Source organism: Methylobacterium sp. 88A (genome assembly GCF_000376345.1).
GTDB classification, from domain to species: domain Bacteria; phylum Pseudomonadota; class Alphaproteobacteria; order Rhizobiales; family Beijerinckiaceae; genus Methylobacterium; species Methylobacterium bullatum.
Genome location: NZ_AQVT01000001.1, coordinates 1,320,418 through 1,346,236, shown reverse-complemented (window position 1 = coordinate 1,346,236; position 25,819 = coordinate 1,320,418). Strand labels below are relative to the sequence as shown.

At 69.6% G+C, this 25,819-nt stretch carries 32 protein-coding genes and 2 pseudogenes; 21 read left to right on the top strand and 13 right to left on the bottom strand.

Going from position 1 to position 25,819, the window contains the following annotated elements; translation table 11 throughout:
• Positions 1-51: 51 nt before the first annotated feature.
• Entirely contained in the window at positions 52-960 is a 909-nt protein-coding gene (locus A3OM_RS0106470; RefSeq protein WP_018042920.1) for a VOC family protein, read from the bottom strand.
• 42 nt (positions 961-1,002) lie between these two features.
• Positions 1,003-1,443, bottom strand: coding sequence for a DoxX family protein (locus A3OM_RS0106465; protein WP_018042919.1), 441 nt, complete (start codon positions 1,441-1,443; stop codon positions 1,003-1,005).
• A 123-nt stretch (positions 1,444-1,566) separates the two neighbouring features.
• Here A3OM_RS0106465 and A3OM_RS25115 point away from each other — a divergent pair.
• Together A3OM_RS25115 and A3OM_RS23565 are read left to right on the top strand one after the other, a co-directional pair.
• Positions 1,567-2,327 (top strand): IS5 family transposase gene (locus tag A3OM_RS25115; RefSeq protein ID WP_085984212.1). Its coding sequence is split into 2 segments (ribosomal slippage): positions 1,567-1,906 and positions 1,906-2,327, totalling 762 coding nucleotides; the frame shifts between segments, so codons are not numbered across the junction.
• A 77-nt stretch (positions 2,328-2,404) separates the two neighbouring features.
• Positions 2,405-3,331, top strand: a complete 927-nt coding sequence (locus A3OM_RS23565) for a LysR family transcriptional regulator (RefSeq protein ID WP_018042918.1) — start codon at positions 2,405-2,407, stop codon at positions 3,329-3,331.
• Here A3OM_RS23565 and A3OM_RS25585 read toward each other — a convergent pair.
• Together A3OM_RS25585 and A3OM_RS0106440 are read right to left on the bottom strand one after the other, a co-directional pair.
• Complete coding sequence (locus tag A3OM_RS25585) at positions 3,241-4,149, bottom strand: CsbD family protein (RefSeq protein ID WP_243910422.1); 909 nt, start codon at positions 4,147-4,149, stop codon at positions 3,241-3,243. The two genes, A3OM_RS23565 and A3OM_RS25585, sit on opposite strands and share 91 nt — an antisense overlap.
• Before the next feature lie 139 nt (positions 4,150-4,288).
• A complete protein-coding gene (locus A3OM_RS0106440) occupies positions 4,289-5,203 on the bottom strand; it encodes a LysR family transcriptional regulator (protein ID WP_018042915.1) in 915 nt (304 codons plus the stop codon).
• A gap of 124 nt (positions 5,204-5,327) precedes the next feature.
• Between A3OM_RS0106440 and A3OM_RS0106435 the strand changes: the two genes are divergently transcribed.
• The 5 genes from A3OM_RS0106435 to A3OM_RS0106415 all read left to right on the top strand — a co-directional run bounded on the left by A3OM_RS0106435 (position 5,328) and on the right by A3OM_RS0106415 (position 8,659).
• Positions 5,328-6,038: an SDR family oxidoreductase gene (locus A3OM_RS0106435; RefSeq protein ID WP_018042914.1), complete on the top strand. Its 711-nt coding sequence runs from the start codon at positions 5,328-5,330 to the stop codon at positions 6,036-6,038.
• 10 nt (positions 6,039-6,048) lie between these two features.
• Positions 6,049-6,450, top strand: a complete 402-nt coding sequence (locus tag A3OM_RS0106430) for a VOC family protein (RefSeq protein ID WP_018042913.1) — start codon at positions 6,049-6,051, stop codon at positions 6,448-6,450.
• A complete protein-coding gene (locus tag A3OM_RS0106425) occupies positions 6,447-6,977 on the top strand; it encodes an ester cyclase (RefSeq protein WP_018042912.1) in 531 nt (176 codons plus the stop codon). Before A3OM_RS0106430 ends, A3OM_RS0106425 begins: the two co-directional genes overlap by 4 nt.
• Before the next feature lie 47 nt (positions 6,978-7,024).
• Entirely contained in the window at positions 7,025-8,149 is a 1,125-nt protein-coding gene (locus tag A3OM_RS0106420) for an L-dopachrome tautomerase-related protein (RefSeq protein ID WP_043764305.1), read from the top strand.
• Between the two features lie 84 nt (positions 8,150-8,233).
• A complete protein-coding gene (locus A3OM_RS0106415; RefSeq protein WP_018042910.1) occupies positions 8,234-8,659 on the top strand; it encodes a cupin domain-containing protein in 426 nt (141 codons plus the stop codon).
• A gap of 350 nt (positions 8,660-9,009) precedes the next feature.
• On the opposite strand, the gene A3OM_RS26290 is transcribed toward A3OM_RS0106415, so the two are convergent.
• A complete protein-coding gene (locus A3OM_RS26290; protein ID WP_274533561.1) occupies positions 9,010-9,150 on the bottom strand; it encodes a helix-turn-helix domain-containing protein in 141 nt (46 codons plus the stop codon).
• A 199-nt stretch (positions 9,151-9,349) separates the two neighbouring features.
• Here A3OM_RS26290 and A3OM_RS0106405 point away from each other — a divergent pair, with 199 nt between their 5' ends.
• Genes A3OM_RS0106405 through A3OM_RS0106395 form a run of 3 tightly spaced genes read left to right on the top strand, consistent with a single transcriptional unit; the run spans position 9,350 to position 12,477 of the window.
• On the top strand, positions 9,350-11,533 hold the full coding sequence (locus A3OM_RS0106405; protein WP_018042908.1) for a M48 family metalloprotease: 2,184 nt from the start codon (positions 9,350-9,352) through the stop codon (positions 11,531-11,533).
• A gap of 10 nt (positions 11,534-11,543) precedes the next feature.
• Positions 11,544-12,068 (top strand): hypothetical protein, encoded by a 525-nt coding sequence (locus tag A3OM_RS0106400; RefSeq protein WP_018042907.1) that lies wholly within the window; start codon positions 11,544-11,546, stop codon positions 12,066-12,068.
• Positions 12,069-12,126: 58 nt separating this feature from the next.
• Positions 12,127-12,477, top strand: a complete 351-nt coding sequence (locus A3OM_RS0106395) for a hypothetical protein (protein ID WP_018042906.1) — start codon at positions 12,127-12,129, stop codon at positions 12,475-12,477.
• 3 nt (positions 12,478-12,480) lie between these two features.
• Here A3OM_RS0106395 and A3OM_RS0106390 read toward each other — a convergent pair whose 3' ends face one another.
• Genes A3OM_RS0106390 through A3OM_RS23560 form a run of 3 tightly spaced genes read right to left on the bottom strand, consistent with a single transcriptional unit; the run spans position 12,481 to position 14,069 of the window.
• A complete protein-coding gene (locus A3OM_RS0106390) occupies positions 12,481-13,173 on the bottom strand; it encodes a hypothetical protein (RefSeq protein ID WP_018042905.1) in 693 nt (230 codons plus the stop codon).
• 52 nt (positions 13,174-13,225) lie between these two features.
• Complete coding sequence (locus A3OM_RS0106385) at positions 13,226-13,756, bottom strand: hypothetical protein (RefSeq protein WP_018042904.1); 531 nt, start codon at positions 13,754-13,756, stop codon at positions 13,226-13,228.
• Positions 13,743-14,069 (bottom strand): hypothetical protein, encoded by a 327-nt coding sequence (locus A3OM_RS23560; protein ID WP_018042903.1) that lies wholly within the window; start codon positions 14,067-14,069, stop codon positions 13,743-13,745. The genes A3OM_RS0106385 and A3OM_RS23560 overlap by 14 nt, the downstream gene beginning before the upstream one ends.
• A gap of 54 nt (positions 14,070-14,123) precedes the next feature.
• Here A3OM_RS23560 and A3OM_RS0106375 point away from each other — a divergent pair, with 54 nt between their 5' ends.
• The 7 genes from A3OM_RS0106375 (at position 14,124) to A3OM_RS0106345 (ending at position 18,295) form a co-directional block, all read left to right on the top strand.
• Positions 14,124-14,897, top strand: coding sequence for a hypothetical protein (locus A3OM_RS0106375; protein WP_051074304.1), 774 nt, complete (start codon positions 14,124-14,126; stop codon positions 14,895-14,897).
• A 108-nt stretch (positions 14,898-15,005) separates the two neighbouring features.
• Positions 15,006-15,512, top strand: a complete 507-nt coding sequence (locus tag A3OM_RS0106370) for a hypothetical protein (protein ID WP_018042901.1) — start codon at positions 15,006-15,008, stop codon at positions 15,510-15,512.
• 2 nt (positions 15,513-15,514) lie between these two features.
• Positions 15,515-16,123 carry a hypothetical protein gene (locus A3OM_RS26085; RefSeq protein WP_018042900.1) on the top strand — a complete coding sequence of 203 codons (609 nt, stop codon included), beginning with the start codon at positions 15,515-15,517 and terminating at the stop codon, positions 16,121-16,123.
• A 54-nt stretch (positions 16,124-16,177) separates the two neighbouring features.
• Positions 16,178-16,456: a hypothetical protein gene (locus tag A3OM_RS0106360; RefSeq protein ID WP_018042899.1), complete on the top strand. Its 279-nt coding sequence runs from the start codon at positions 16,178-16,180 to the stop codon at positions 16,454-16,456.
• A gap of 10 nt (positions 16,457-16,466) precedes the next feature.
• Complete coding sequence (locus A3OM_RS23550) at positions 16,467-17,120, top strand: hypothetical protein (RefSeq protein WP_018042898.1); 654 nt, start codon at positions 16,467-16,469, stop codon at positions 17,118-17,120.
• A 45-nt stretch (positions 17,121-17,165) separates the two neighbouring features.
• Positions 17,166-17,885: a hypothetical protein gene (locus tag A3OM_RS26080; protein ID WP_018042897.1), complete on the top strand. Its 720-nt coding sequence runs from the start codon at positions 17,166-17,168 to the stop codon at positions 17,883-17,885.
• 53 nt (positions 17,886-17,938) lie between these two features.
• Positions 17,939-18,295: a hypothetical protein gene (locus A3OM_RS0106345; protein WP_018042896.1), complete on the top strand. Its 357-nt coding sequence runs from the start codon at positions 17,939-17,941 to the stop codon at positions 18,293-18,295.
• A gap of 14 nt (positions 18,296-18,309) precedes the next feature.
• Here the strand turns inward: A3OM_RS0106345 and A3OM_RS0106340 are convergent, their stop codons facing one another.
• Complete coding sequence (locus A3OM_RS0106340; protein ID WP_018042895.1) at positions 18,310-18,708, bottom strand: hypothetical protein; 399 nt, start codon at positions 18,706-18,708, stop codon at positions 18,310-18,312.
• Positions 18,709-18,853: 145 nt separating this feature from the next.
• Here A3OM_RS0106340 and A3OM_RS0106335 point away from each other — a divergent pair, with 145 nt between their 5' ends.
• Together A3OM_RS0106335 and A3OM_RS0106330 are read left to right on the top strand one after the other, a co-directional pair.
• Positions 18,854-19,120: a hypothetical protein gene (locus A3OM_RS0106335; RefSeq protein WP_018042894.1), complete on the top strand. Its 267-nt coding sequence runs from the start codon at positions 18,854-18,856 to the stop codon at positions 19,118-19,120.
• Positions 19,117-19,710 (top strand): hypothetical protein, encoded by a 594-nt coding sequence (locus tag A3OM_RS0106330; RefSeq protein ID WP_018042893.1) that lies wholly within the window; start codon positions 19,117-19,119, stop codon positions 19,708-19,710. The genes A3OM_RS0106335 and A3OM_RS0106330 overlap by 4 nt, the downstream gene beginning before the upstream one ends.
• A gap of 205 nt (positions 19,711-19,915) precedes the next feature.
• Here the strand turns inward: A3OM_RS0106330 and A3OM_RS0106325 are convergent, their stop codons facing one another.
• The gene (locus A3OM_RS0106325; RefSeq protein ID WP_245257763.1) at positions 19,916-21,106 is read right to left on the bottom strand and encodes a DUF3829 domain-containing protein; all 1,191 of its coding nucleotides are present in this window, start codon (positions 21,104-21,106) and stop codon (positions 19,916-19,918) included.
• Positions 21,107-21,161: 55 nt separating this feature from the next.
• Here A3OM_RS0106325 and A3OM_RS26535 point away from each other — a divergent pair, with 55 nt between their 5' ends.
• Complete coding sequence (locus tag A3OM_RS26535; protein ID WP_018042891.1) at positions 21,162-21,296, top strand: hypothetical protein; 135 nt, start codon at positions 21,162-21,164, stop codon at positions 21,294-21,296.
• 297 nt (positions 21,297-21,593) lie between these two features.
• Here the strand turns inward: A3OM_RS26535 and A3OM_RS23545 are convergent, their stop codons facing one another.
• The 3 genes and pseudogenes from A3OM_RS23545 to istA form a co-directional block, all read right to left on the bottom strand.
• Positions 21,594-22,115 carry a tyrosine-type recombinase/integrase gene (locus tag A3OM_RS23545; RefSeq protein WP_245257834.1) on the bottom strand — a complete coding sequence of 174 codons (522 nt, stop codon included), beginning with the start codon at positions 22,113-22,115 and terminating at the stop codon, positions 21,594-21,596.
• A gap of 71 nt (positions 22,116-22,186) precedes the next feature.
• A complete protein-coding gene (istB, locus tag A3OM_RS0106310; protein ID WP_018042889.1) occupies positions 22,187-23,056 on the bottom strand; it encodes an IS21-like element ISMex8 family helper ATPase IstB in 870 nt (289 codons plus the stop codon).
• Positions 23,053-24,553 (bottom strand): annotated as a pseudogene (istA, locus tag A3OM_RS23540) (IS21-like element ISMex8 family transposase). Before istA ends, istB begins: the two are co-directional and overlap by 4 nt.
• A gap of 98 nt (positions 24,554-24,651) precedes the next feature.
• Here istA and A3OM_RS0106300 point away from each other — a divergent pair.
• Positions 24,652-25,656, top strand: a pseudogene (locus tag A3OM_RS0106300) (IS1182 family transposase); the annotation flags it as partial.
• Positions 25,657-25,819: the final 163 nt, after the last annotated feature.

The window sequence follows — 25,819 nt, the reverse complement described above, 5'->3', positions numbered from 1 at the left end:
AGGGGCCGATGTTCGGATTGCATCGTTCCGCGATGATTCGCGGTCGATGCCTCACAAAGGGTTCGCCTGACCCAACGCGCTCCTCACGCGAACCGATGTGTTCCAGGGATCACGGAGGATGAGGTCGCCGCCGTCCTCTCGGGTGTCCTCTCGGATGGACCGCACGGTCGCTCGAAGCGCCGTGAGGCAGGCCGCGTCGCGCATGAGGATCTCGAAGCCCGCGAGACCTGCACTGCCTGGCTTGCGCGGTCCGGCCCCGGCGCTTCTCCAGATGTTGGCCGCGAGCTGATGATGGTACCCGCCCATGCCGTAGAAGCGTGCGCTCGGCACCAGTTCGTTGGCCTGGAAACCGAGGAGCGTCGCGTAGAACCGATCCGCCAGGGCGAGGTCGCCGACCTGGAGGTGGACATGCCCGATGCAGCCGTCTGACGGCATCCCGGACCATGGACGGTCCTTGGCCCGCATCAGCTCTCGAAGGTCGAGCCGCTCGCTGCTCATCCGGACGAGGTCGTCGATGACCGTCCAGGTTTCGCTCGGCCGGTCCGCATAGACCTCGACGCCGTTCCCCTCCGGATCGCGGAGGTACAAGGCCTCGCTCACGCGATGGTCCGATGCGCCTTCGAGGACGACCCCGCGCCGCATCGCGTGATCCAACCATCCCCCGAGCTGCCTCCGCGACGGCAGCAGGAAGGCGGTATGGAAAAGGCCGGCCGAACCCGGTGCCGGCGCATTGGCGTCCGGCTCGTGCGTCAGGGACAGAAGGGCCGGGCCACCGGCGCCGAGGTGGAGCGTCGGCCCCTCGCGGCCCATCGGGGCGAGGCCGATGGTCTCCTCGTAGAAGCGACGGGTTCGGTCGAGGTCGCGGACGACGAGGTCGACGCGCCCGATCCGACCGGGTGCCTTGTCGAGGAGACTGGGTGATCCTTGGTCGTGGTCGACGGTCTGGTCGGTCAGGGACATGGCAAACGGCCCGGGTTGGATGTCGGAGGGGTCTTTCGAGGATCACGAGCGCGGTGCGATGGGCGCCCTGGTGGCGCGGCCCCACAGGACGAAGGCCGAGAGGGTCAGCAGCACGAGGTTGAGCGGCAGCACCGGGATCTCGCCACGCGAGACGTGGAAGGCCATCGCCAGGAGTTGCAGCACCACGCAGCAGAGCGCGGTGACGACCGTCAGGCGAGGCAGGATGCGGGTCGCGGCCGGAAGGATGATCCCGAGCCCGCCCGCGATGTCGACTATGCCGATCAGGCGGACGAACGCCTCGGGGAACTGCCCGGTCCAGGGCATCATCGTGGACAGGTCGGGGATCGGCGTCGTCAGCTTGGTGAAGCCCGCGAGGACAAACACGAGCGCCACCAAGCCCTGGGCGATCCAGAGACCGATGCGGAGGGCCTTGCCGGAAGACCGGTCCGAGGGCCGCAGGGCGGGAGAAAGGGTCTGGGACATCGTCGAGGGCTCCGGTTTGGGTGTTGAGCGACCCACAACGTGCTAGGGCGTGGTGACGATTTAAGGATTTGGGATTCCCAGCAGGGCTGAATTCGGATTCAACGCTGATTTTGGAGATCGGCGATGGATTGCGACGCACTTCGGGACGACCAATGGGAGCGGATCAAGGATTTTGTGCCCGGCGGGACCAGAGGCAAGCGTGGTCCCCGCACGGACAATCGGCGGTTTCTCGATGCGCTTCTCTGGATGGCGCGTTCGGGCGGGCGCTGGCGCGACCTGCCTGAGCGCCTGGGCGATTATCGCTCGGTGAAGCGGCGTTACTATCGCTGGATCGAGATGGGGGTCCTCGACGCGATGCTGTCGGTGCTGGCGCGGGATGCCGACCTCGAATGGCTGATGATCGACTCGACCATCGTGCGGGCTCATCAGCATGCGGCCGGAGCCCGCAGGGAAAAAGGGGGGCGGATGCCCAGGGCCTGGGTCGGTCTCGAGGCGGACTGAGCACCAAGATCCACGCGGCAACGGAAGCGCTCGGCCTACCGGTCCGCCTGATTGGCTCTCCCGGACAGAACAACGACATCACAGTCGCCCATGACCTCGTCGAAGGCTTCGACGCCAAGGCGACCATTGCCGACAAAGGATACGACGCCGATCACTTTTGCGACGGTCTCGCCGAGACCGGAACGGAGATCGTCATTCCGCCCAAGCGAAACCGCAAGATCCAGCGCTCCTACGATGTCGAACTCTACAAAGAGCGCAACCGCATCGAACGCTTCTTCGCCAGACTCAAACAGTACCGACGCGTCGCCACACGATACGACAAACTTCTCGCCAATTTCATGGGCTTCGTCAAAATCGCTGCCATCGCCATATGGCTCAAATAGTTAAATCGTCACCACGCCTTAGGTCTCGAACATCGATGAAACCGGGATTGTCTCGATGATCCCCATCGGATCTGACGATGATGATGGATGCCCTCACGCTCGACCAGTTCCATGTGTTCGTGGCGGTGGTGGAGGCCGGCAGCTTCTCGGAGGCTGGGCGCAGGCTCAACCGGGCCCAATCCGCCATCACCTACGCGATCCAGAAGCTTGAGGAGCAGGTCGAGACCGAGCTCTTCGACCGGACCGTCTACAGGCCCACCTTGAGCCCCTCGGGTCTGGCGCTGCTGCCCCAGGCGCGCCGCATCCTCGACGATGTCGGCCGGTTCCGTATCCAGGCCCGGGAGATCAAGCGGGGGTTGGAGACGGGCCTGCACCTCAGCCTCGGCGCCCTCGTGCCGGTGGGGCTACTCGCGCCGGCCTTCGCCGCCTTCGCCGACGCCTATCCGAGCGTCCGGCTCCGCATCGGCATCCAGCCGTTCTCGTTGGACGTGCGGGACGGCGCGGGATCGAGGGAGCCCGCGGACATCCACGTCGTGTTCGGCATGCTGCTTCCGGACACGATGGTGAAGCGGGCAATCGGGGCGATCACGCTCATCGACGTGGCCGCGCCGTCCCACCCGTTGGCGGCCCTGGCCGGCCCGCTGGGTGCCGAGACGTTGCGCGACCACCTCCAGATCGTGCTGACGGAAGGCACGAAAGCGCCCGCCGACCAGGAGATCGGCGTCGCGGCGGCCAACACCTGGCGGGTGACGGATTTGGCGGCCAAGCACGCCCTGCTGCTGGCCGGCATCGGGTGGGGCAGGCTCCCCGATGCGCTCGTGGCGGATGACCTTGCCGCGGGCCGCCTCGTGCACCTCCCCACGGAGGACTGGAACGACAACGGGGCGCTCCGCCGCATCACGCTGGTCGCGGCCTATCGGCGGGACGAGCCCCTCGGCCCGGCGGGCCGCTGGCTTCTTGCGAGGCTGGGCGGCGGCGAGGACGCGCAGCCGCCCGTGTCCTGAAGGCCGGGGCGGCTGCGCGTATGACCAGGGCGACCGTTCGTCCCGGAGTTCGGGGACCCAGCGTGGGCGTCAGTGACGCCGGTGGACGAGCAGCGAGAGGCCGTCGCCGAGAAGACCGGCGACGAGCAGCCCGTTGACCGGGTGCTCGGAGTTTCGATGCGCCGCCTCGCGTCGTGCAGGTGGCGGCCGCCGGTGCGATAGGCGTCCTCGGCATGGGCGCGGGCCTCCCGGGCGACGTGGCGTGCCGTTCGTTCCGCATCATGGAAATGCGCTTCGGCTGCATCCCTAGCCAGGTGCAAGCGATGCTCGACCTCGTCCCGGTCGGCGAGATGTCCGACGGCGTCCCGGACTCGGGCGCCGGCGTGGCGAGCGGCATCCTCGACCTGGTCCGCGACGTCGCGCACGGCATCCCGTGCCCGGCCGTAGAGGTTCTCGGCGGCTCCCTCGGCCTCGTGAAGACGTCCCTCCGCCGAATGGCGGTGCGAACCTGTGAGGTCGCCGACGGCGCCCTGTACCTTGCCGCCGAGTTCCTTGGCGGCGCCCGTGATGCGATGCGTATCGACTATGTTGTCGTTCCTTCTTGGGTTGGAGAGGGGTGGTGTTCTTGGCCCGGCGCTCCTCAGGTGACGAGGTACCGGACCATGATCTCGCTCGCCGCCCGCGGGCCGTAGTCCACCGGGTCCTCGTCGGGATGCGGCGGGACCAGGTCCGTGGGGTCGAGGCCTTCGAGGACTTGACCGAGTTCGCCGACCGTGAGGCCGAAGCCGAGCGCCTCGCGGACGGCTTGGCGGGCGTGCGTCCCGAGCCGCGAGGTGCACCGTGAGGAATAGGGAGGCCGCAGGGTCGGGACGCTAGGCGTTGTCCGCGACGAGAGCGGGCTCGCGCGAATGACCGCCTGATCGTCAGCGGAGCACGTGGGCCTTGCCTTCCTGAAGACGTCGGAGGCGGGATGGCCGCTTAGGTGGGCATGACGGCCGATGCGTTCCCGGGATCCGCCAGTTCGACGACCATCGCATCGATGAACACCCTCGCCCTGGTCGACATCGTTTGGGCGGATGCGAACAGGGCGTAGACCGGCGACGGCGCGCTCGCATAGTCCGGGAGCACCCTTTCCAGCCGATTCGCGGCGAGGTCGGTTGAGAGGTCCAGGGCGGACTTCAGCATGATGCCTGCCCCCGCAAGAGCCCAATCGTGCACCGCGTCGCCGCTGTCCGAGCGAAGGCGCATCCTGAGACGGAACTCCGTCTCGACGCCTCCCGGACCAAGCAAGCGCCACGGCATCGTCGCATCCCCGTAGCTCAAGCCTTCCAGGCCGACGACGTCTTCAGGCTTCGATGGGCGTCCATGCCGGTCGAGGTAGTCGGGCGCCGCGACCAGGATACGCCGGTTGTCGGCTAGCCGACGCATGATCATCGTGCTGTCGCGTGGGGGCCCGATGCGGATTGCCACCTCGATGCGCTCGCCGATGAGGTCGGTAACGCGGTCGTCGAGCCTGAGGTCGACTTCGAGCCGGGGATGCCGTGCCGCGAGGCGGCACAGGACCGGTGCGACGTGCTGCCGCCCGAACGAGACCGGCGCGCCGACCCGCAGCAATCCCATCGGCTCGTCACGCCCGGTCGCGAGGCGCTCCTCGGCGGATTCGATGGCGTCCAGCGCCCGTTCCACCTGAACGAGCAGGGTCTGGCCCTCGTCCGTTATCGACAGGCTCCGCGTGGAGCGTTGGATCAATCTCACACCGGCCCTGCGTTCGAGCGTCGTCAAGCGCTTGCTCACAACAGCCAGCCCGACCCCGAGATCGCGCGCCGCCGCCGTCAGGCTGCCAAGCGCTGCGATGCGACGGAAGGTGCGTAACTCGTTCAGATCGTCGAGCATCGATCCTCAACCCTCTTTCAAGAATGACTCAACTGTAACCTGGCTTATGAGCCGAAAAGCAAGAGGTAGGTTGTGGTGACGAACGGGGTCGCTTCCCCGGCGCAACTTAGAGGAGACTGATGCCATGCCTCTGGACCTGAACGGACGGACGGTCCTCGTCGTCGGCGCTGCCGGCGGAATTGGTTCGGCGACAACGCAGCTTTTCGCGCGGAGCGGTGCCCGGGTCGTCGCGGCGGGCCTTCCGGGCGCGAAGCTCGACGACGCCGCGCGAGCCGCAGATGCGGAGGCGACCGCGCTCGATTTCACCAGGCAAGCCGAAGTCGAAGCCTTCTTCGGCGGCAGGAAGCCTTTCGACCACATCGTCGTCGCCGCAGCTTCCACGAAAGCCGGCTCGGTGGCCGAGCTTCCTTTCGAGGACGCCAGGTCGGCGATGGATTCGAAGTTCTGGGGTGCCTACCGTGTCGCCCGGTCGGCGCGGATCGTCGACGGCGGATCCCTGACCTTCGTCTCGGGCTACCTGAGTCACCGTCCTAGTCCCACCGCCGTCCTGCAGGGGGCGATCAACGCCGCGCTTGATGCCCTTTCGCGCGGCCTGGCCTTGGAGCGGGCGCCGGTCCGGTTCAACACGGTGTCGCCGGGGCTCGTGGATACGCCGCTCTATGCGCGGATGGATACGGCCGACCGGCAGGCGATGTTCGAGCGCCGCGCTGCGCAGCTGCCTGCACGCCGGATCGGGCATCCCGACGACATCGCCCAGGCCATCCTGTTCGTGGCCACGAACCCCTATGCCACCGGCTCGACCGTCACCGTCGACGGCGGCGGCACCATCGCGTGAAGGGCCGCCGATGCGCCTCGACCACGCCACGCTCCGCACCCGCGACCTGGATGGCCACCGTCGCTTCTTCACGGATGTCTTCGACCTGAGCGAGGGCTTCCGCCCGGCCTTCGGCTTTCCCGGGCACTGGCTCTACGCGGACGGGGAACCCATCGTGCACCTCATTCCAGCGCGAGCCGGCGTGCCAGTTCCGGACGGGTCGGCCGAGTGCATCGACCACGTCGCCTTCCTCCGCGACGACCATGACGCCTTCCGCCGGCGCCTCGACGACCATGGCATCCCCTACAGCCGGATGGAGCTCCCCGAGATCGGCGAACGCCGCATCTTCCTGCACGCCCCGGGCGGCACGCTGATCGAGGTCGCCTTCCGCGACAGTGAACCGACAGAAATGAGCCAGGAGTTCAACCGATGATCCCGTCGCTTCGTTTCGCCACCATGGCCGTCGTGCTGGCGACCACCCCCGCCGCCGCAGAGACGCTCGTCTCGCCAGGCGTGCTTGTCGTCGATCCCGGCCAAGCGTCGCAACAGCGCGAGGCCGTGGTGCTGGCAGCCCGGCGATACGCCACTTTCTGGAACACCGGCGACCCGGCCTACGCCCGGGCGGCGCTGTCCGAGGACTTTGTGGACGAGACGCCGCCGCCCGGGCGGGTGCAAGGTCCGACCGGACCGCTCCTGGCCTCGGAAGGTTTTCGAAAGGCTGTTCCGGACCTCACCTGCGAGGTCGAACAGATGATCGTGGCGGGCGACCGGGCCGTGCTGCACCTGCGTTTGCGCGGTCATTTCACCGGCACATTCGAGGGTCGCCAGGGCCGGGGCGAGCCGGTGGCGTTCATCGCCACCGATATCTACCGCGTCGTCGACGGACGCATCGCAGCCAACTGGCACATCGAGGACAACCTTACCCTGCTTCGGCAGCTTGGCACCGTTCCATCTCCATAAGCCCAAGCGCCACCTCGCCAGGACTGCAGACCATCGGGAAACGCATCATGACCGTCCCTCGTCGTAACATCGTCGCGAGCCTTACCCTGTGTTTCCTGGCGGGAGCATTCTCACTGCCCGGCTCCACTCGTGCGTTTGCGGAAGAGGATCCCCGCCTCGTGACGGCGATGACCCTCGACACACCATCGACCGGGGTTAGCATCGCCCCCGATAGGCGCCGTTTCCTCGTGCTCGCGCGGCTCGACGGCTCGGCCGGTCCGCAGATCGTGGAGTGGAAGGACGGCATCCTCGTCCCATATCCGGACGTGACGTGGAACGGCTGGGCGAAGGGCCAGGACCCGTCCAAGGCCTTCGTGCGCGTCAACGCCCAGCGTATCGGGCCCGACGGGGCCCTGTGGCTGGTCGATACCGGCGCCCCCGGCATCGGAAACCCCGTCCTACCCGGCGGCCCGAAGCTCATCCGCATCGACCTCGCGACGAACCGGGTCGCCCGCGTCTACCCGTTGGGCTCGGTGACGAAGGCGGACAGCTTCGTCGACGATGTCCGCTTCAACGGCGGCCACGCCTATCTCACCGATGCCGGCGCGCCTGGTCTAATCGTACTGGATCTCGGCTCGGGCCAGGGACGACGCGCCCTTGACGGTCACCCCTCGACCGTAAGCGACCGGGCGGTCTCGGCCGAAGGTCGACCGATGTACGGCCCGGACGGCAAGCCGCTCCACATCCATGCGGACCAGATCGAGGTCTCCCCCGACGGGCGCTGGGTCTACTACCAGCCGAGCTCCGGCCGGATGTCGCGCATCGATACCCGCTATCTCGATGATACGGACTTGGATGCGGCGAGCCTCGCCACCCATGTCGAGCGCTTTGCCGATACGCCTTCGACCGGTGGGACCGCCATCGATGCCGAGGGCAACATCTACGTCAGCGACACCGACCAGCTCTCCGTGCTGAGGCTCACGCCCGACGGAACCCGCACAACAGTGGTGCGGGACCCTCGCCTCGTCTGGGTCGATGCGATGTGGATCGACGCTGACGGGCGTTTGTGGATGCCTGCAGCGCAACTGAATCGAATGGCCCCCTTCAACGGCGGCGTCGACCGGGTGGCGAAGCCACTGAGGGTGTTCACCCTCGACATCGGTGCCAAGCCTGCCCCCAACGACCATCGCTGATCCGAGGCAGCGACCGGAGTTGGCCGGCACTGTTATGAGGTGGATGACGAACCGCGCCCCAACGATTATCGCTCAGGAGCGAACATGTCGGACTCGACAAAGACCAGACGTTTCGACCTCACGGCTATCGCGGCCGCGCTCCCCGAGACGGCGCAGACGCTTCTCGTCGACACTTATCTGACCGACCGCGAGGCGGCGAGCGCTCGGGTTTTCCGCGTCTATCGCCCCACGCCGCCGCATTACCACGCTACCTGCGACGAGTACCTCTACGTGCTGTCGGGGCGCGGCACATTCTGGATGGGTGATGCCGGAAAGGAGGCAGAGTTCGGGCCGGGAGAACTCCTGTTCTTCGAACGTGGTACCGTTCACGCCCTGCCGACACTTTTGGAGGAACCTGTGGTTTTCCTCTCGGTCGATACGCCGCGTCGCGCACCTTCCGATATCGTCTTCGTCGATCCCGCCGACGGTTCGCCCGAGACTTTCATGGCCCGCAATGCTCCAACGCGATGAGCGTAATCTGTTACCCGGCGAGCGGCTTCAGGCGCGCAATCTGATAAACACTATGTAGTCTTGATCGAACGGTCGTTGACATCTGCGTTCATGTGTTAAGTGGATTTTAAGTGGTCTTCGAGGCTATGTCCGCTTGATACATCCGCCGCCTGAAAGCGGACTGGCGGAAATCCACCCAAGTCGGTCGAAGAGCGGAGGGACAGCTCCCGACCCAACACAGTCATTAGGATCGCCATCAGCGCTTCCCAAAAGCGGCCATTCGTCGGCCGTCCGGCAATTTCGGCTCGGGATGGGTAACGGACCTTGACCTTCTGCCCCGAAGCGGACACCGAACCATTGGAGTGCAGCAGTCACCGTCTACCGGCAGAGGCCAAGCTGCCTCTGTCAATGATCTCGACCGCGCCACGACGTAGCTCGACCAGACCAGCCTCTGCCCATTGCGCCAGAATGCGACTCACCACCTCGCGGACGCTGCCGATGTCAGTAGCTATTTCCTGGTCAATCGAAAGACTGGCGCCATGGACCTGATCAAGGGTGAGAGCCGCAAGGTCGATAGGATCTCGTGCCGCAAGCACGACAGCCTCATCCCGATTCCAGTGGACGAGCGTCCGGCGAACAAATTCTGAGTGACCCGTTCTGGCTCCGAACGCATCTGAGGAGGCGGGTATCCCTGACGTAGCTAATTCGCGCATGCCCTTGCGCTTGCGTTCCGTCACGCACCTGATCGCCGCCACCGTCCTCCTGCCCCTGGGCATCCTGCTCCTCGGCCTGTGGGAGCAGGAGCGGGCCGGCGCCGATTGGGCGGACCTCGTCGCCGAGCGGGAGCACCTGACCCGGATCGTCGCGGATCTGGAGGCGCGGGCGCCGCCGGACGGGCGCCCCGATTTCCGGATGCAGTTCCGCCGCAACGGCAAGGGTTATGGCGGTCCACTCGCCCTGGTTCAGGCCCGGGCGGCCCGGGACGAGGTCGCGACCCTGACGACGGTCATGGACTGGCGCCGCCTGCTCCCGCCCGTGGTCGTCGCGGCCGGGGGGGGCGCCGCACTCCTGTCGATCCTCGTGCTCCTCGCCGGCGCCGCTCTCGGGCGGCTGGGGCGGGCCTCGCGCGACGCGCTGGTGGCCGGCTTCTCGTGGATGCGCCGCCTGCTGCCGCCGGTGCTCGCCCTCCAGGTGCTCCTCACCACGGCGGGCTTCGTCGCCGCCGTGGTCTTCGAGGCCGGGCTGCTGGCGCGGCCCGGGCTGGGCGGCGGCGAGATCAAGATGCTGTTCCTGGCCGCCGTCGCCGTCGGGGCGGTCCTGATCGCGGCGGGCGCCACGGTTCTGGGCCTGCGCCGGGCGCTGTCCGCCTTCGAGCCCGACCCCCTGTCGATCTTCGGCCGGGTCGTCTCGCCCGCGGAGGCGCCCGGCCTGTGGCGGCTCACCGAGGGGCTGGCCGACCGGCTCGGGGCGTTGAAGCCCGAGGCCGTGGTGGTCGGTCTCACGGGGGGCTTCTTCGTCAGCGCCGGCCCGGCCGTGGTCGAGCCCGGCGGCGCGCCGCTGACGGGCCGGATCCTCTACCTGCCGCTGCCCTACCTCGCCCTGCTGCGGGGCGACGAGGTGGCGGCGATCATCGGCCACGAACTCGCCCACTACGCCGGGGGCGACACCGTCTACAGCCAGCGCTTCCTGCCGATCTATGCCGGCGTCGGCCGCTCCCTCGACGCGGTGGCGGAGGGGCATGCCGGGTCCTTCGGGCTCCTCGGCCCGTCCTTGCGCCTCGGCGTCTTCGTCATGGAGAACTTCCACCTCGCCGTGCGCCACTGGAGCCGGACCCGCGAGTTCGCGGCCGATGCGGCGGGCGCCGGCCCGGCCTCCGTGGACGCCGCCGCGCGGGCGCTCCTGCGCACGGGGGCGGTGGCCCCCCGCATCGCCGAGACCTTGGACGCCGCCGCCGAGGCGCCCGGGTCCGCCCCGGCCGACCTCGTGGCGGCGAGCCTCGACCACGCCATCGCGCGCGGCCTCGACGATCCGGCGACGCATCTCGAGGCGGAGCAGGCCCACCCCACCGACACCCATCCGCCGACCCGCGAGCGCGTGGCGGCCCTCGGCCGGACCCTCGACGCCGAACTCCTGGCCGCCGCCGCCGCCGTTCCGCCCCCGCACGCGCTCGGCCAGCTCGCGGCCTACTTCGCCGATCCCGCCGGCCTCTGCCGCGCGGCGACGCACGATTTCCTCGACGCGGTGCGGGCCCACGATGCGGCCTTCCGCGCTCATCTCGAAGCGACGGCGGCGGAGATCGGCACCGAGGCGCGGGAGCTGCGCGAAAGCACCCGCCCGGGGGCCATCGCCCTCCTGGTGGCGGGCGGTTTCTTCATCGGGGTCGCCCTCCTGTGGCTCCCCCCCNNCCTGCCCGGCCTGTCCGCCAGCCAGGCGGGGGCCGTGGTGGGGGTAGCGCTGGCGTGCGGGGCGGTCCTGGGCGGCTTCGGCGGATTTCGGCTGTGGCGGGGCGAGCGCACGACGATGATCCTGACCCCCGAGGCCCTGGCGGTGCCCGGCCTCGACCGACCGATCCTCTGGGACAGCATCGCCGACCTCGACATGACGACCCGGCAGAACGGCGTCGTCACCCGCCTGCTGCTGCCGCCGGAGGCGCCGTTCCCGCAGGCGGTGCCGGGCGGCCGCAAGGTGAAGCTCGACGCAGGGCGCGGCATCGTCACCGTCACGGCCGGCCTGCCGTACCGGATGTCGGTACAGGACTTCGCCGACCTCATCGGCCGCTACCGGCAGGCGGCGCAGGCGCGCCGTGTCCTGGCCGAGACTGCGGCGCAGGCGCGCCGTGTCCTGGCCGAGACCGCGGCGGCTTCCGAATCCTCCCAGACCCCCGTGATCCCGTGAGGTTCCGACCATGAACACCGCCGCCAACCGCCCCGAGCCCTCGCGTACCGAATCCTTGCGCCTGCCGCCGCCCCGCCAGGGTTGGGGCAACATCTTCTGGACCCTGTTCGGCCTCGTGGCGCTGGGTGCCCTCCTCGTCGCCTGCGCCGTCTACACGGCCCCGCCGGTGGTGACGGATTGGCAGATCCGCGACACGGCGCGTCCCGTCGCCGCCGCGCGGGTGAGCGACGGCAAGTGCAGCACCAAGATCGTGCTCCACCTCTGCGACATGACCCTCACCCTGCCCACCCCGTCGGGCCCGGTGGTCCGCCGGATCAACACCGTGTTCACGGGCGTGCATGCGGGCGATTACAGCGTCCGGGTGATGGCCGATCCGGCCCGGCCCGACCTCGTCACCACCGATCTCGCCCTCGACCGCCTGTGGAACCGCACCGTCACGCTTCTGGTCATTGCGGGAGCGCTGGCGGCCATCATCGTCGCGGCCCTCGCCGCGATGGTGCGCAACCGGCGGGCCGGCGCGGGGGCCATGGGTTGATGCGATCTCGGCTTTGGCGGGACGGATCGCTCCACACACCGCGCGAGGGGGGCGCCGCATGATCGTGTTCTGGACCGGGCGGGGCTACTGGGTCGTCTTCTTCGTGGCGCTGGCGATGTTCCTGCCCCTGATCGTCCTGCGGCAGGTCGACGGGCCGGAAGTGGACCGGGCGGTCTGCCTCACCATGAGTCTCGCGGCGCTCGCCGTTCTCGGCCTCGGCCTGCGCTGGAACCGCGGCACGACCTTCGGGCCGGCCGGGCGCGACCACGCCTTCTGGGGGGTGCCGATGCAGGTCTGGGCCGTGCCGATGCTCGTGTTCGCGGCCCTGCTCGGGACCGGTACCATCACCACGGCGGAGGCTCCGCGCGCCCGCTCTTCCTTCCAGGAATCCGGCGGCGTCGTCCGGTGAATCTCAGCCCCGCGTCACGAAGAACCAGTTCGGCGCGAGGCGGCGGTCGCTCTCGGCCCCGGAGCCGGCCGGAAACGCATCGTCCGGCCGGTACACGAACGACGTGCCCCAGGGCGTGCCCCCCGGGATCGGTTCGTCCAGGGCGATCTCGCCGCCGGGACCGCGGGTGAACCCCGCGAGCCCGAGGCGTTCGAGGGCGTGGCAGAGGGCGCGGTAGCGAGCGTAGGGAACCCCGAGGTCCCGCAGGACGTCGATCTCCCGCAGGCTGTCCGTGTCGCGCGCGCCTTGCGGACGGTACGGGGTGACGCGCCGGCCGTTGACGAGGCGGGTGCTCTCCCACCACGCCGTTCGCTCCGCCTCCGCCGGAGGATCGTCCCGCCCGCGTTCGAAGGACACCAGGGTGGGCATGGCCGCGATCTCGGCCACCACGGCGTCGAGCCGCGATCGGTTCAGGACGAAGTAGCCCGTCGTCGTTCCGAATGCCGCCCAGGTCATGCCGCCGCCGACGGCCGCCAGGGCGAGGAAGACCGCGACCCGGTGCGTCGCCGCGCGGGCGAACGCCGGCACCGCGGCGACGGCCGCGGCGATCCCCGGGACCGGCGCGTAGGCGACGAGGGCCCAGCCGAACACGACGACACCGCAGCCGCCGACGACGAGGGCCGCCCTTCGCGTCCCGTCGGACCGAGGGGCAATCATGGCGGGACGATCATCGCCGACAATCCCGGACCAGAATCCCCGACCGGCGCCGTCATCGAACGGCGGCCCGGCCGATGCGGGCGCGTCGCGCCGGGAGGTGCCGGCCCAGGAGCGCGAGGCCGAGCCAAGCCAAAACCCAAGCCAAAACCCAAGCCAAAACCCAGGCCGAAAGCCACGCAGCGAGCCAGATCTCGTACAGGTGGGCGTCGAGGGCGGCTTCCCCGTCGAGGCCGAGCCAGCGCGCGAGCCCGTGCGGGACCGGAAGGTCGGTCCAGAGGAGGACGCGCAGGACCGGGATCGAGAGCAGGCCGACGGCGAGGACGAGGCCGGCCGCCCGGTAGAGGGGCCGCGCCGCGCCCTCCACGATGCCGACGAGGCCGCCGACGAGGGCCGTGCCGAGCCAGAGTTCGACGGGCCGTAGGGTCGGATCGGTTCCGGGCTCCGCGGGCAGGAGGGGAAACAGCAGGAAGACCGGGGCGAGGCCGAGTGCCAGCAGCAGCCCGAGGAGCGGAACGTGCAGCAGGCGCAGGACGCGGCGGCGGACCGGATCGCCGGCGTCGGGCCCCCGCTCAACCGTCCGCATCGCGCGCGCCGTCGAGGGCCTTCAGGACGGCAGGGTCGCCCCGGTGGCGCCGTCGCAGGGTCCGCCCGTCCGCCTCGGCGGCGTCGCAGCGCAGGCGCTTCACGGCCGCCGCGATGGCCCGGCCGCGCGCCGCGTCCGTGGCCTCCTCCCCGCCCCAATGGTTGCAGTCCCGCAGCCGCGTCACGTACGCCGTCACGTCGCCCGGCAGAGCGGGCTCGGCCCGGACGGCGAGCGGTCCGAGGAGCGGCGCGGCGAGAAGCGTTGCGAGCGGCCCGGCAAAACCCTTGGCGACCTTGGCGAGAACGGTCCGCATGGCACTCCATCCTGCCTTTCCTCGGGGCTCCCGCGCCGTATACAGGGAACCCGCATGAGACGCAGCCTTCTCCCCGCCACCCGCTCCGCCACCCGCTCCGCCGCCCGCTTAGCGCTCCTCGCAGCGTGCCTCCCCGCCCCGTCAGTGGCGGCGGGATGGGAGGCGGCGCGGTTCGAGCCGCCCGCGAAGACCGAGACCGCGACGTCTGGAGAGGGCAAGATGTCGGGGGAGGGCAAGCAGATCACCTGCACCACCTACCGCGATCTCATGGTGCGCGAGAGCGACACCGACACGCCGGACCCCGAGGACGCGAGCCTCGTGCCGCTCGTGAACGGCGCCGCCCCCGCCTGCGCCGCCGCGCCGGGGCCGGGTGCGCGCATCCTGGCGACCGCCGGCCAGCGCTTCCTCGGCCGCACGGGCGGGTTCCTCGTCTTCGAGCAAGCGAGCACCAACGGCACCGTCCCGTTCGCGGTGCTCGACGCGGGCACGGGCCGCACCCTGATCCGGGACACGACCGCCGAGGCCGGCATCGACACCTTCGCGGTCGCGGACGGGACCCTGCGGCTCGGGTTCCTCCGCGGCGTGCAGGGGGCCTGCTCGATCCCGAAGCACGGCGCCGGGTGCTGGGCGCGGATCGCCCGCGACGGGCCGCTTCCACCCGCCGTCGCGGCCCTGCCGGCACCCGTGAAGGCCTGCGCCGGGAGCTATCGGGCCGGAAAGGCCCCGAAGGACACGCCCAGCATCGTCTCGTTTCCCGTACGCCTCACGGGGACCGCCCCGCCCACCGTCGAGGCCGGCGGCCCGGTGCGCTGCGCCCCGACACCGTGAAGGCGATCTCCCCGTGAGGGCGGCTCTCACTTTGACAGCGTGCCCGCCCCGTCATCGAACCGTCACGCCAAGCCCGCATCCGAGGCCGTCCTACCGAGGAACCACCGCATGATCTCACGCCGCCACGCCCTCGCCGCCGCGCTCGCCCTGTCGGTCCTGTCCGCCCCCTCGGCCATGGCCGAGCCGACCATCGGCCTCGCCGAGCGCCGAGCGATCGCGGCCTACCGCCAGGACCGCTACCCCGCGCAGGAAAAGGCGATCCAGGAGGCGGCGGGCTTCGCCGTGCCGGTGGAGGTGGCGTGGGACGACCTCACGCTCCCGGGCGACGCCAAGTACTATTCCGACCCGGACTATTTCGAGAAGACGATCTTCGAGCCCCTGGCCGTTGGGCTGAAGGAGGTGGCCAAGGACAAGATGGGCCGCGACGCCCTGGCCGCGAAGCTCAAGACCATCCGCGTCCGCTTCGACGAGAACACCGCGCCCGCCTCGAACTACGCCAAGCGCCTCACGTTCGACGGCGGGGTCCTCGACGTGAACTGGCGGCCGTTCACCAACGTCGCCGACTCGAAGGACCGGGTCGAGGCCGTGGTGAAGCTGCTGGAGAAGGGCCTCTGACGGTGCGTGGCACCGCCCTGGGCCTCGCCGCCCTGCTCGCCGCCTGCGGCGCGGCGGCGGCCGAGCCGGCCGCCCGGTCCGGCACCTACGACAGCCTGACCCTGGCGGTCTCCGGCAATGCGGTGACGGGGGTCTTCGCCGAGCAACGGGGGGCGGCCGAAGCCGGGAGCCCGCAATTCGCCTGCGTGTTCCTCCTGCGCGGCACCCTCGCGGGCGACCGGGCCAAGGTCGAGACGTGGTTTCCCGACGAGCCGGAGCGCATCCCGGGGGACCTCGCCTTCACCCCGGACGGCGCCGCCCTGACCCTCGCGGAGGATCACGGCGGGTGTTCGATGACCACGGGCACCATGGTGGGGACCCCCTACGCGCTCTCGCGGCGTGCGGCGTCGACCCCGGACGGATGGATCGGCGTCGGCCTCGTGACGGCCGAGCGCACGGCCTTCCGGCCGGAACCCGGCCCGGCGCCGGCCCGGGCGCCCTACCTCGTCCGGCTCGATCCCGTCGCGGTGCTGGAGCGGCGGGACGCCTGGGTGCGCGTGCGCTACCGGGGCGAGAAGGCCCCGGTCATCGGCTGGCTGCCTGCGGCCGACCTCGCCGTGGTGACGCCCTGACCCCCTCGCCGCCCGAACGGGCCGAAGGCCCGCCCCCGACCCCAGGACGATCCCATGCGCCGAACGCTGTCCCACACCCTCCTCCCGCTGATCCTCGTGGCCGGCCCGGCCGTCGCCCAGGCCCCCGCCGTGCCGCCGCGCCCGGCCACGACCTGGGTGCCGGTTGAGGAGCCCATGAGCGCGCTCCTCAACGGCGGCCACCGCATCGTCTCCGCCTCCGGTCCGAGCTTCACCCTCGAGCGGGGCGGCAAGTACGTGGTCTGCGAGGTGTGGCCGGCGGGCGGGATGCGCGGGGCTGCCGAGACCACCTCGACCTGCCACCGCGTGAACTGAGGCCGGCAGGATGGAAGCCACGAACGCGTCCCTTCGCGCGCGGTTCGACGCCCTGTGGGCGCGGACCGTCGGCACGCCCGGCGCGGCGGCGTGGCGGGCCCTCGACGCGGGCTACGGCGCGGCGGACCGGCACTATCACGGCTGGCCCCACGTCGCGGCGCTGCTCGCGGGGCACGATTCCGTGCGGGCGCATCCCGATTTCGCGGGCGTCGACGGCGACGCCGTCGACCTCGCCATCGCCTTCCACGACGCCGTCTACGACACCGCCCGCGCCGACAACGAGGCCCGCAGCGCCGACCTTCTGCGTGCCGAGGCGGGGGCGGCCGCCGGGGATGCGCGCGTCCGGGCCGCGATCGCGATGATCCACGCGACGGCGGCGCACGGCCCGAGCGCGGACCCGGCGACACGGCTCCTCCTCGACCTCGATCTCGCCGTGCTCGGTGCGCCGCGCGCCGTCTACGCGGCCTACGCGGCGGCGATCCGCCGGGAATACGCCGCCGTTCCCGAGGCGGCGTGGCGGCTCGGGCGCGCCCAGATCCTCGACCGCTTCCTCGCCCGGCCGCGCCTCTACCAGACCGACCTCTTCCACGACCGCTTGGAGGCGGCCGCCCGCGCCAACCTCGCGGCGGAAGCGGCCGGGCTCCGCGCCGGGCCCACGGAATAGGCAGACTCGCGGAATAGGCGGACTCACGGAATAGGAACGTCCCGCATGCGTCCCTCGCGTCGCGTCGCGCGCCTCGTCGCGCTCCTCGGCCTGCCCCTCGTGCTCGCGGCCTTCGCGGCGGAGGGCCGGTTCGGCATCACGCGGTACCGCCTCGCCGGGACCGCGTACGCCGTGCCGCACACCTACGAGTTTTCCCGAAATTTCCGCCTGCCCTGGCTCGACGCGCTCCCGGGGCTCGGCCGGGAACCGGCGGATTCGCTCTGGCTGATGCTGCCCGCCGCCGAGGTCGCGGCGGGCCTCCCCGGCTACAGCCCCCTCAGCCACGGCCATACCGGTCCGTTCGCCACCGACCTCGTGGTCCACGTCGTCGGCGACCCGGACGGGCGCCGCTTCGCACCCCTCCACGCCCGGCAATGTTGCATTTTCGATGCGCGGCTCGCCGAGGGCGCGCCGTGGCGGCCCGACCCGTCCGGCGGCGAGCGCCTCGTCCATTCCGAGGGCGTCGACCACCGGCGCTTCTACCGCCTCCCGTCCCGGCACGCGGCGCGGCCGGCCGACCAGGCCCCGCCCGGCTGCCTCGCCTCGGACACTTCGGACAAGCGCGAAGTCTCCACCTGCACCTACCTCGTCCACCGCGACGGCCTCACCTACGATTTCTCCCTGCGCCCGGAGAATCTGGCCGTGGCCGACCGCGTGCCGGCCTACGTCCTGGCCCGCCTCGCGGCCTGGAAGCGTCCGGCGCCGGCCCGGGAGGAAGCCCCCTGATCCGCCGCGACCCGGCCTACTGGCAGCGCCTGCGCAAGGACCGTCCCTCGAACGTGGCGGCCGGGCTCGCCGTCGTGGCGGGCCTCGCCGCCACCGTCTCGGTCACCGCCTGCCTCGTGCCGGGACCGCACGGCGCCGCCCGGGCCCAACCCCTCTATTGGCTGTCGATGCTGCCCCTGGTCTGGTGGGCGAACGGCCTGGTGCGGTTCGAGCCGCGTGCGGTGCGGTGCTGGCGGGCCGCCCTGGCCCTGGCCTGCCTCGGCGCCGGCGCGGGCCTCGCGGCGGCCCTGTGGCGGGCGGAGGATTGGACGCTGCCCGCCCTCGGCTTCGCCGTCACCCTCGCGAGCGCCGGAGCGAGCCTCGCGGTCCACCGCGACAGTCTGGTCGCCCGCGAGGGGCCGGCGCGCTGAGCGCCACGGACCCGTCAGCGCTGGCGGATCGGCCGCAGGGGGCCGTGGAAGAAGCCGGGCTCCATCCCGATGGCGGCGGCGCGCTCACCGATCACCGCGAGGCCGCTCAGCAGCCCGGCGACAGGGGAATCCAGCAGGCCCGGATGGTTCAGGGCCTTGCCGATCTGGCGGCCCTCCCACCAGAATTCCGCGAACAGCAGGGCGAGGAGGCCGAGCAGCCCCCAGGTCTCCAGGCCCTGCCCGAGGAGATAGACGCCGTAGGGCGGCGACAGGATCGTGCTGAGCTTGGCCAGACCGATCACCCCGGCAAAGCCCAGGACGAGGATCAGGAGCAGGCGGACCAGCAGGCGCCGATACAGGCGCAGGGCCAGGTTGAGTTCCTCCACGGAGGAGTGGTCGAGCGTCAGGGACATCCGGGTTCCTCCCATGCGGTTCTTCCCGCCTGATACGGTCCGGGATGTGTGACCGACGGACGCCCGCCCCGCAACCGGCGCCGGGGCGGGTGACATCCCAGGGCCGGACGCCCATGCTCGCCCGTCGATGCGAGGAGCCCGAGCCGTGCTGGTGATCCTGGACCGCCTGTTCTCCCGATCCGGCGCGCAAGCACCCGCGACGGGCCGCCTCACGCCCGAGCGGGCGGCGGCAATCGCGGCGCGCGCCGCGGCGGGAACGGGCCTCGCCACCACCGGCACGGCCGTGCCGACCCGGACGGACACCGGCCTCGTCTGGGACGTCCGCGAGGTCGCCTATGGCAGCGGCTGGCGCGTGTGTGTCGACGACGCCACGGGCGCGCCCGGCCCGGTCGGGCGCTGGGGCCTCCGGTGAGCCGGGCGGTACGGGGACGAGCGCTCGCCGCGCTCGCCCTCCTGGGGCTCGCGGCCGGCCTCGCGCCGCAGGCCGTGCGGGCGCGCGACGGGGGCGCCTACCCGCTCGCCTGCCGCGACGTCCACGCGGATTTCGCCCGCACGGAGCACTGCGCCCGCCGCGCGGGGGACTTCGTCCGCATCGACCCCGTCCGCCTCGCGCGCATGCCGTTCCGGGGTGGGGTGACGGAGATCGTCGTCGATGGAGTCGGCTCGCTCTGGGCGCGCCGCGACGGGCTGGCGCTGCCGGTGTTCCCCCTCGACAACGGGCCGGATCCCTTCGCGCAGGGGTTGGTGCGCGCTCGTCACGCCGGCAAGGTCGCGTTTCACGATGGGCGCCTGCGCCGGGTGCTGGCCACGAATTTCGACTGGTCGTTCCCGTTCAACGCCCGCGGCGAGGCCCTGGTTTGCCAGGGCTGCCGCTCGGACGGGCGCGAGCCATCCGCCATGGTCGGGGGCCGATGGGGGTTGATCGACCGGCGCGGCCGGCTGACGAGGCCGTTGGCGGAAGGCCGAGGCGCCGCCCGGCGCTACTTCGACTGGCCCCGATGAGGAGCGGACGACGCGATCGCGATCCCGCGCAAAGGTTTAGCGACCGCTCTCCGTCCGTCCTCATTAAGAGACGCCGGTGCTACCCGTGGAACGTACGCTCCTTGACGTCAACCTGCTCGTCTCCCCGCAGACTTACGGAGGCGTAAGGACGAGCGTTTACCTCGAAGGAGACATCAGTCCTGTCTTCAGCGATCTTCGGCTGACCTCAGCCTGGACGCACCCGACTCTCATTCTTATGGCAAGATTCTAGATCGCGTACCGAGCGGTTGTAGGTCTCGTTGAAGCGTTGCGCCGGTTGGCTCGGATCACTCTTGGCGCGAATGTCCCGGGCGACGTCCCGGCCATGCCCAATCACGCTTGCAACCGTATCGGTGTAGCCGGTGCAGGATGAGTTCGCCTTCGGGCTCATGCCGTCGAGAACCGTGCCGAGGTGGCGGTTGGCGTTTGAGACCTCGCCGAGTGCGGCCAGGAAGGGAGCGACATCCGCCTTCGGTCCCAGTGCCTCGAACCGCCGGACTGCGCGGCGCAGGGTGAGGCTGGTGGAGAGGAGGCGCCGTGCCGGCGCATCCTCCGGCAGCGCCGCCAGGCGGAGCTCATCCCGGGCGATCTCGCGCTCGAACAGGGCCGTGCCATACGCGTCCATCGCCTTGGCGGCCGCGTCGACTCTGGGAACGAGGATCGCGTGCTGCTCGCGGGCGAACTTGAAGCCATCCTCTTTGAACTCGCGTGTGGTCTGATAGCGCGTGAGCGCCTTCAGGATGGGATTGACCTCACGCAGGGCTGCCAGCAGCCGGGAGGCTTGAGCATCCACCTCTGGCACGACGCCCGGCAAGGCAACGGCCTTCTCCAACTCGTCGATAACCCCATCGAAATCCACGATGCCGAAGTGGTACCAGGCGTTGGCGCCGAACTTCGTTCCGAGCTTGAGCACCCGCTCGTTGTCGCGCCGGTAGTCGGCCAACTGCTGCTCCAGGGGATGCGACCGGACGAGGTGGTTCTGGGCCTCGGTGTAAGCATTGGCCTTTGCCAGCGCCTGAGCCTCGGGCGTCGGCGCCGGGCGGGCGGTCGCCCGAGCCGAGCCCGGCGGTGGCGGCGGGCTCTGCAACAGGGCCTGTGAGGCCGCGGGTGCGGCGGGAAAACCGCATTTGAATGCGTCGACCAAGCTTTTGCGCACGGCCTCATGAGCCTGGGCGCACTGATAGGCCACGGTCGGACGCGCCGCCTCGTTGCGCAGGACCGAGTCGCGGAAGCTCTCGCGCATCGTATTGATGCCCTGGCGGATGCCGGGGCGAGCGGCTTCCGGTACGCCGGGGCTGGCCGCGCATTGGGCATAGGCTTCCAGGAAGGCGTCGCAGCTCTCGACGCCCACCGGTGTCACCGGCGTGACCGCCACCACGGGTGTGGCCGAGATCCCCCACAGGAGGGCCAGCGCACAGGCCGAACGGTGAGACATGCCGAGCTTTCTCGTGGAGGCTGTGCTGCGCATTCTGGTCCTCGAAGTTGAAGCGCTTGGTCATGGAACGACGACGCTAGGGATTACGGATGGCGACATGGACCTCGTTGCATCGATCAAGTCGGAATTGTAGCCGAGGAGATGGTCCGAACCCTCCTCGGCGATGCCTTTCCTAATAATTACGTGGGCCTGGCTGGTCTCCGCCGGGGTTCTTCATCCCGGGGTAGATCGGCAATGCTGGATGACCGCTTTGTCGATCTGCCGCCAATCAGCGGACAAACCGCAATCCACCTGGGGCGGAAAGGCTGGGTTGGTTCGAGAACGCCTATATCTGGGACGGCATCATGTCGGGGTAAACGACTGCTTCAGGTGCGCTGCATTCTTGGAGCCTGCATGGCCTCCTCAACATTGCCGTTGAGGAGGCCGGGCTTCAGATTTCGGTCGCTTCCGCCAGAGCGAGCGCGTCTTCAACGTCCACGCCAAGGTAGCGTACCGTGCTCTCGATCTTCGTATGCCCGAGCAGAATCTGCACAGCGCGTAAGTTGCCGGTTCGCTTGTAGATCAATGCTGCCTTTGTACGGCGTAGAGAATGTGTGCCGTAGTCCTCGCGCCGTAGTCCTATGCCCGTCACCCATTCATCTACCAGACGAGCGTACTGCCGGGTGCTTATGTGCGCCTCGTGGTCGATCCGGCTGGGAAAGGCGTAATCGTCAAGCCCGCCCCCTCGGCACCTCAGCCAAGTCAGAATGCTGGTACGTGCTGGTTCGAGCAGTTCGAATTGCACGGGCGACCCAGTCTTTCGCTGAACGACAATGACGCGCGCCCGTACATGCCCGCCGCTGACAATCTCGCCGATCTTCAGTTTGACGATGTCACAACCGCGCAACTTGCTGTCGATAGTGTAAAGGGCGGACCAATTCCAGGCCGCTGTGGCGGAGTAAAACCAGGCCAGTGGCGGCCGGCAGCTTGAACGATGAAGGGGCCCGATCGGGCCCCTTCATCGTTTATCGCCGATCCTGAGGCTCAAGCCGGCAGGATCTCGCCCGTCTCGGGATCGTGGGGATCGATGGTGACCTGGTTTTGCTCCGCCCTGCCATCGCCGCAGCCGCGTCGGCTGCGGGAGGCCTTGAGGCGGTAGCTGTCGCCGTTCAGGCTGAGGATGCTGACGTGGTGGGTCAGCCGATCGAGCAGCGCGCCGGTGAGCCGCTCCGAGCCCAGGACCGAGGTCCAATCCTCGAACGGCAGGTTCGAGGTCACCACGGTCGAGCCGCGCTCGTAGCGTTGCGAGAAGGTCTCGAACAGCAACTCGGCTCCTGTGGCCGACAGCGGCACGTAGCCGAGTTCGTCGACGATCAGCAGCTTCACCGAAGCCAGTTCGCGCTGCAGCCGGAGCAGGCGGCGCTCGTCGCGTGCCTCCAGGAGCTGGTTGACCAGAGAGGCCGCGGTGGTGAACGCGACCGAGAAGCCCTTCTGGCAAGCTGCCAGGCCGAGAGCCAAGGCGATGTGGGTCTTGCCGGTGCCGGAGTTGCCGAGTGCGATGACGTTCTCTCGGCCAAGGATGTAGCCGCAGCGCGCCAGCTCCAGCACGAGCATCTTGTTCAGGCTCGGGATCGCGGCGAAGTCGAAGGTGTCGAGGCTCTTCACCGCCGGGAAGCGTGCCGACCGGATCCGGCGTTCGACCATGCGCCGTTCGCGATCGATCAGTTCCAGCTCGACGAGCCGCAGCAGGTAGCGCGGGTGGTCGATGCCGCCCTGGGCGCACTCCCGGGCGACCTTGTCGTACTCGCGCAGCACCGTGGGCAGCTTCAGCTGCTTGAGGTGGTGGGCGAGCAGGATCCCCGGCATGCCGCCGGTGGTGCCGCCCGGCATCGTCTCGTCACGTGCCGCGCTCATGCTGCCACCTCCGGCACCAACACCGTGTAGTCGGCGGCCGCGGTCGTCCTCACCGTCATCCTCGGCAGATGCGGGTAGGCCGCCAGGTCGAGCCGGGGCGGTCGTCGTTCGAGCCGGGCCAGCGCGATCAGCTTGACCGCGTCGAAGCCGATCGCACCGAGGCGGATCGCGTCGGTGACGGACGAGGCCACGACGTCCTTGGGCATCGCCTCCATCAGGCGCAGCACCTGGATGAACTCCCGCTTGCCGCGGTTACCCATGCGCGCCTCCAGGAGGTGGCGTAGGTGCTGGAACGCCTCGGGCAGATCCCAGCCCTGGAGCGCGGCCGCCTGGTCGAGAGCGTTCGGTTTGATCTCGATCAGCGCGAGGTAATGCAGCGGGTCGGACACGAACACGCCGGTGCCGTAGCTGCGCTCATGCCGCGCGATCTCGATGCCGCCGCATAGGATCACGACCTCCTCGACGAAGCCCTTCACCAGCACGTCCCGGAAGCCGTAGGCGGTCGGCACCGAGTAGTCGTTGCAGCGGTAGCGAACCAGCGCGGTCGAGGAGACCCGCCCACCCCGCTTCTCGCACGGCTCCAGCGGGACCGCCGGCAGGGCACGCAGGACGGCACGATCGGCGACCAAGCGCGTGCCGATGCTCTCGGCATGCTGTCCGGCCCGCTCATCCTGCCGGGTCCGGCAGCGGCGCTCCAGATCCGCGTTCAGCGCCTCGAAGGAGGCCGCCTCCGGGGCCGGGGTCATGAAGTTGGATCGGGCGTACTTGACCAGCCCCTCGACCTTGCCCTTGTCGTTGCCCCTGCCGGGACGTCCGAAGCGATCTCGGAACAGGTAGTGGCTAACCAGCTCGGTGAAGGCACGGGTAAGTTCGCGCTGGCCTCCGCCGCAGATCTTGGCCACCGCGATCCTGGTGTTGTCGTAGAGAATCGATAGCGGCACGCCGGCGAAGAAATCGAAGGCGGCGACGTGCCCGTCGAGGAACGCCTCGGTGGTCTCCCGCGGATACGCCTTCACGAAGCAGGCGTCGGAATGCGGCAGGTCCATGCAGAAGAAGTGGATCTTCCGGCGCACGCCGCCGATGGTGGCGATCGCTTCGCCGAAGTCGACCTGCGCGTGGCCGGGTGGGTGCGCCAACGGCACGAAGGTCTCCCTCCCGCTCGCGCGTGCGATCCGGACGTGGTCCTTCCAAGGCCGTGTAGCCGCCGCCATAGCCGTGCTCGTCGCGCAGACGCTCGAAAATCCGCTTGGCCGTGTGACGCTGCTTGACGGGTGCGATCCGGTCCGCCTCCAGGATCGCATCGATCACCGGCAGCAGCGGCCCCAGCTTCGGCTTCTCGATCGGCTTCGAGCGCGTGTAGCCCGGCGGCAGCGAAAACCGGCACATCTTGGCAATCGTCTCGCGATTGAGCCCGAATACCCGGGCTGCCTCACGACGAGAGTGGCCGTCTATGAAAACAAACTGCCGAACGGCCGCGTAGACTTCCACGGCAAACATCCTGGGCCCCTCCCGAAAGAGAAGCCTCTCAAACTGGCCGACTTTTACGCCGCCCGCATCAGCACGCCGCCGACGCTCCAGTGGATGGTTTTGTCACCGCCCTACACAACCGCGACAAGAACTTCACCGCCGCCAAGGTCGAAGCCCGGATGGCGCAGGTCGAGGCGAGCATCGGCCGTTACCTCGCGGCGCTGGACCGGGCTGACCGCGAGCCGAGCGACATCGCCGAGGCGCGCACGACGCGGCTCAAGGAGAAGATCGCGGGCTTACGCGAGCAGATGCAGGTTCTCCAGGCGAGAGGCCGGCAGGTCGAGGCTGCGCCCGATCGCCAGATCTCGCTGACCGATCCCGATGCGCGCTCCATGGCGACCAGCGGCAAAGGCACCGGCATGGTCGGCTACAACGTCCAGGCGGCCGTGGATGCCGAGCATCACTTGATCGTCGCCCATACGGTGACCAACATCGGCAATGATCGGACCCAACTCGCGCCGATGGGGCTTCTGGCGCAGGCAGCGACAGGATGCGACACGCTTACGGTGCTGGCCGACCGGGGCTACCTCAACGGCGAGCAGGTCCTGGCCTGCGAGGGGACCGGCGTGCTGCCCTGCGTGGCAAAGACCCTGACCTCGGGCCATGCCAAGCGTGGCCTCTTCACGGGACAGGACTTCGTCTACGACGCCGAAAACGATCACTACACCTGTCCCGCCGGCCAGCACCTGACCAAGGGGCCGGCCCAGTCCGATCGCCGGGCCGAGGGCGACGAGTTGGACCACTACCGCAACCTGACGGCCTGTCTCGATTGCGCGCTCAAGCCCCGCTGCACGCCGGCGGAGACGCGGCGTGTCAAACGCTGGGTGCACGAGGGCGTCCTCGACGCAATGCAGGCGCGGCTCGACCGAATGCCAGACGCGATGAAGATCCGTCGCCAGACCGTCGAGCACCCATTCGGCACGCTGAAGGCCTGGATGGGAGCGACCCACTTCCTGACCCGGACCTTGGCCAGGGTCAGAACAGAGATGAGCCTGCAGGTTCTGGCCTACAACATGAAGCGGATGATCCAGATGTTCGGGGTCGGTCCGCTGATGGCGGCGATCCGAGCCTGAAGGCCACCACTTCGCTCGGCGACACTCTCAGGACATTCGCCTTGAACCTGAGGGATCTGCGTTCTCACACGGCCTCGGTCGGTAAAGGACGAGGCCAGGACGGGCCCAGCGTTTGTCACCATCACGAGGGCGGCCGGCAGAACGAGGTTGATCCGCATACGGG

Coding starts and splice junctions, on each gene's coding strand:
- A3OM_RS0106470 (WP_018042920.1), bottom strand. CDS start 960: ATGTCCCTGACCGACCAGACCGTCGACCACGACCAAGGATCACCCAGT.
- A3OM_RS0106385 (WP_018042904.1), bottom strand. CDS start 13,756: ATGCGGACGGTTGAGCGGGGGCCCGACGCCGGCGATCCGGTCCGCCGC.
- istB (WP_018042889.1), bottom strand. CDS start 23,056: ATGAGCGCGGCACGTGACGAGACGATGCCGGGCGGCACCACCGGCGGC.
- A3OM_RS26535 (WP_018042891.1), top strand. CDS start 21,162: ATGCCGAGCTTTCTCGTGGAGGCTGTGCTGCGCATTCTGGTCCTCGAA.
- A3OM_RS0106375 (WP_051074304.1), top strand. CDS start 14,124: ATGAGACGCAGCCTTCTCCCCGCCACCCGCTCCGCCACCCGCTCCGCC.
- A3OM_RS26080 (WP_018042897.1), top strand. CDS start 17,166: ATGCGTCCCTCGCGTCGCGTCGCGCGCCTCGTCGCGCTCCTCGGCCTG.
- A3OM_RS0106420 (WP_043764305.1), top strand. CDS start 7,025: ATGACCGTCCCTCGTCGTAACATCGTCGCGAGCCTTACCCTGTGTTTC.
- A3OM_RS0106390 (WP_018042905.1), bottom strand. CDS start 13,173: ATGATTGCCCCTCGGTCCGACGGGACGCGAAGGGCGGCCCTCGTCGTC.
- A3OM_RS23550 (WP_018042898.1), top strand. CDS start 16,467: ATGGAAGCCACGAACGCGTCCCTTCGCGCGCGGTTCGACGCCCTGTGG.
- A3OM_RS0106435 (WP_018042914.1), top strand. CDS start 5,328: ATGCCTCTGGACCTGAACGGACGGACGGTCCTCGTCGTCGGCGCTGCC.
- A3OM_RS23560 (WP_018042903.1), bottom strand. CDS start 14,069: ATGCGGACCGTTCTCGCCAAGGTCGCCAAGGGTTTTGCCGGGCCGCTC.
- A3OM_RS0106395 (WP_018042906.1), top strand. CDS start 12,127: ATGATCGTGTTCTGGACCGGGCGGGGCTACTGGGTCGTCTTCTTCGTG.
- A3OM_RS0106430 (WP_018042913.1), top strand. CDS start 6,049: ATGCGCCTCGACCACGCCACGCTCCGCACCCGCGACCTGGATGGCCAC.
- A3OM_RS0106360 (WP_018042899.1), top strand. CDS start 16,178: ATGCGCCGAACGCTGTCCCACACCCTCCTCCCGCTGATCCTCGTGGCC.
- A3OM_RS0106425 (WP_018042912.1), top strand. CDS start 6,447: ATGATCCCGTCGCTTCGTTTCGCCACCATGGCCGTCGTGCTGGCGACC.
- A3OM_RS23565 (WP_018042918.1), top strand. CDS start 2,405: ATGATGATGGATGCCCTCACGCTCGACCAGTTCCATGTGTTCGTGGCG.
- A3OM_RS0106400 (WP_018042907.1), top strand. CDS start 11,544: ATGAACACCGCCGCCAACCGCCCCGAGCCCTCGCGTACCGAATCCTTG.
- A3OM_RS0106440 (WP_018042915.1), bottom strand. CDS start 5,203: ATGCTCGACGATCTGAACGAGTTACGCACCTTCCGTCGCATCGCAGCG.
- A3OM_RS0106465 (WP_018042919.1), bottom strand. CDS start 1,443: ATGTCCCAGACCCTTTCTCCCGCCCTGCGGCCCTCGGACCGGTCTTCC.
- A3OM_RS0106340 (WP_018042895.1), bottom strand. CDS start 18,708: ATGTCCCTGACGCTCGACCACTCCTCCGTGGAGGAACTCAACCTGGCC.
- A3OM_RS0106370 (WP_018042901.1), top strand. CDS start 15,006: ATGATCTCACGCCGCCACGCCCTCGCCGCCGCGCTCGCCCTGTCGGTC.
- A3OM_RS0106415 (WP_018042910.1), top strand. CDS start 8,234: ATGTCGGACTCGACAAAGACCAGACGTTTCGACCTCACGGCTATCGCG.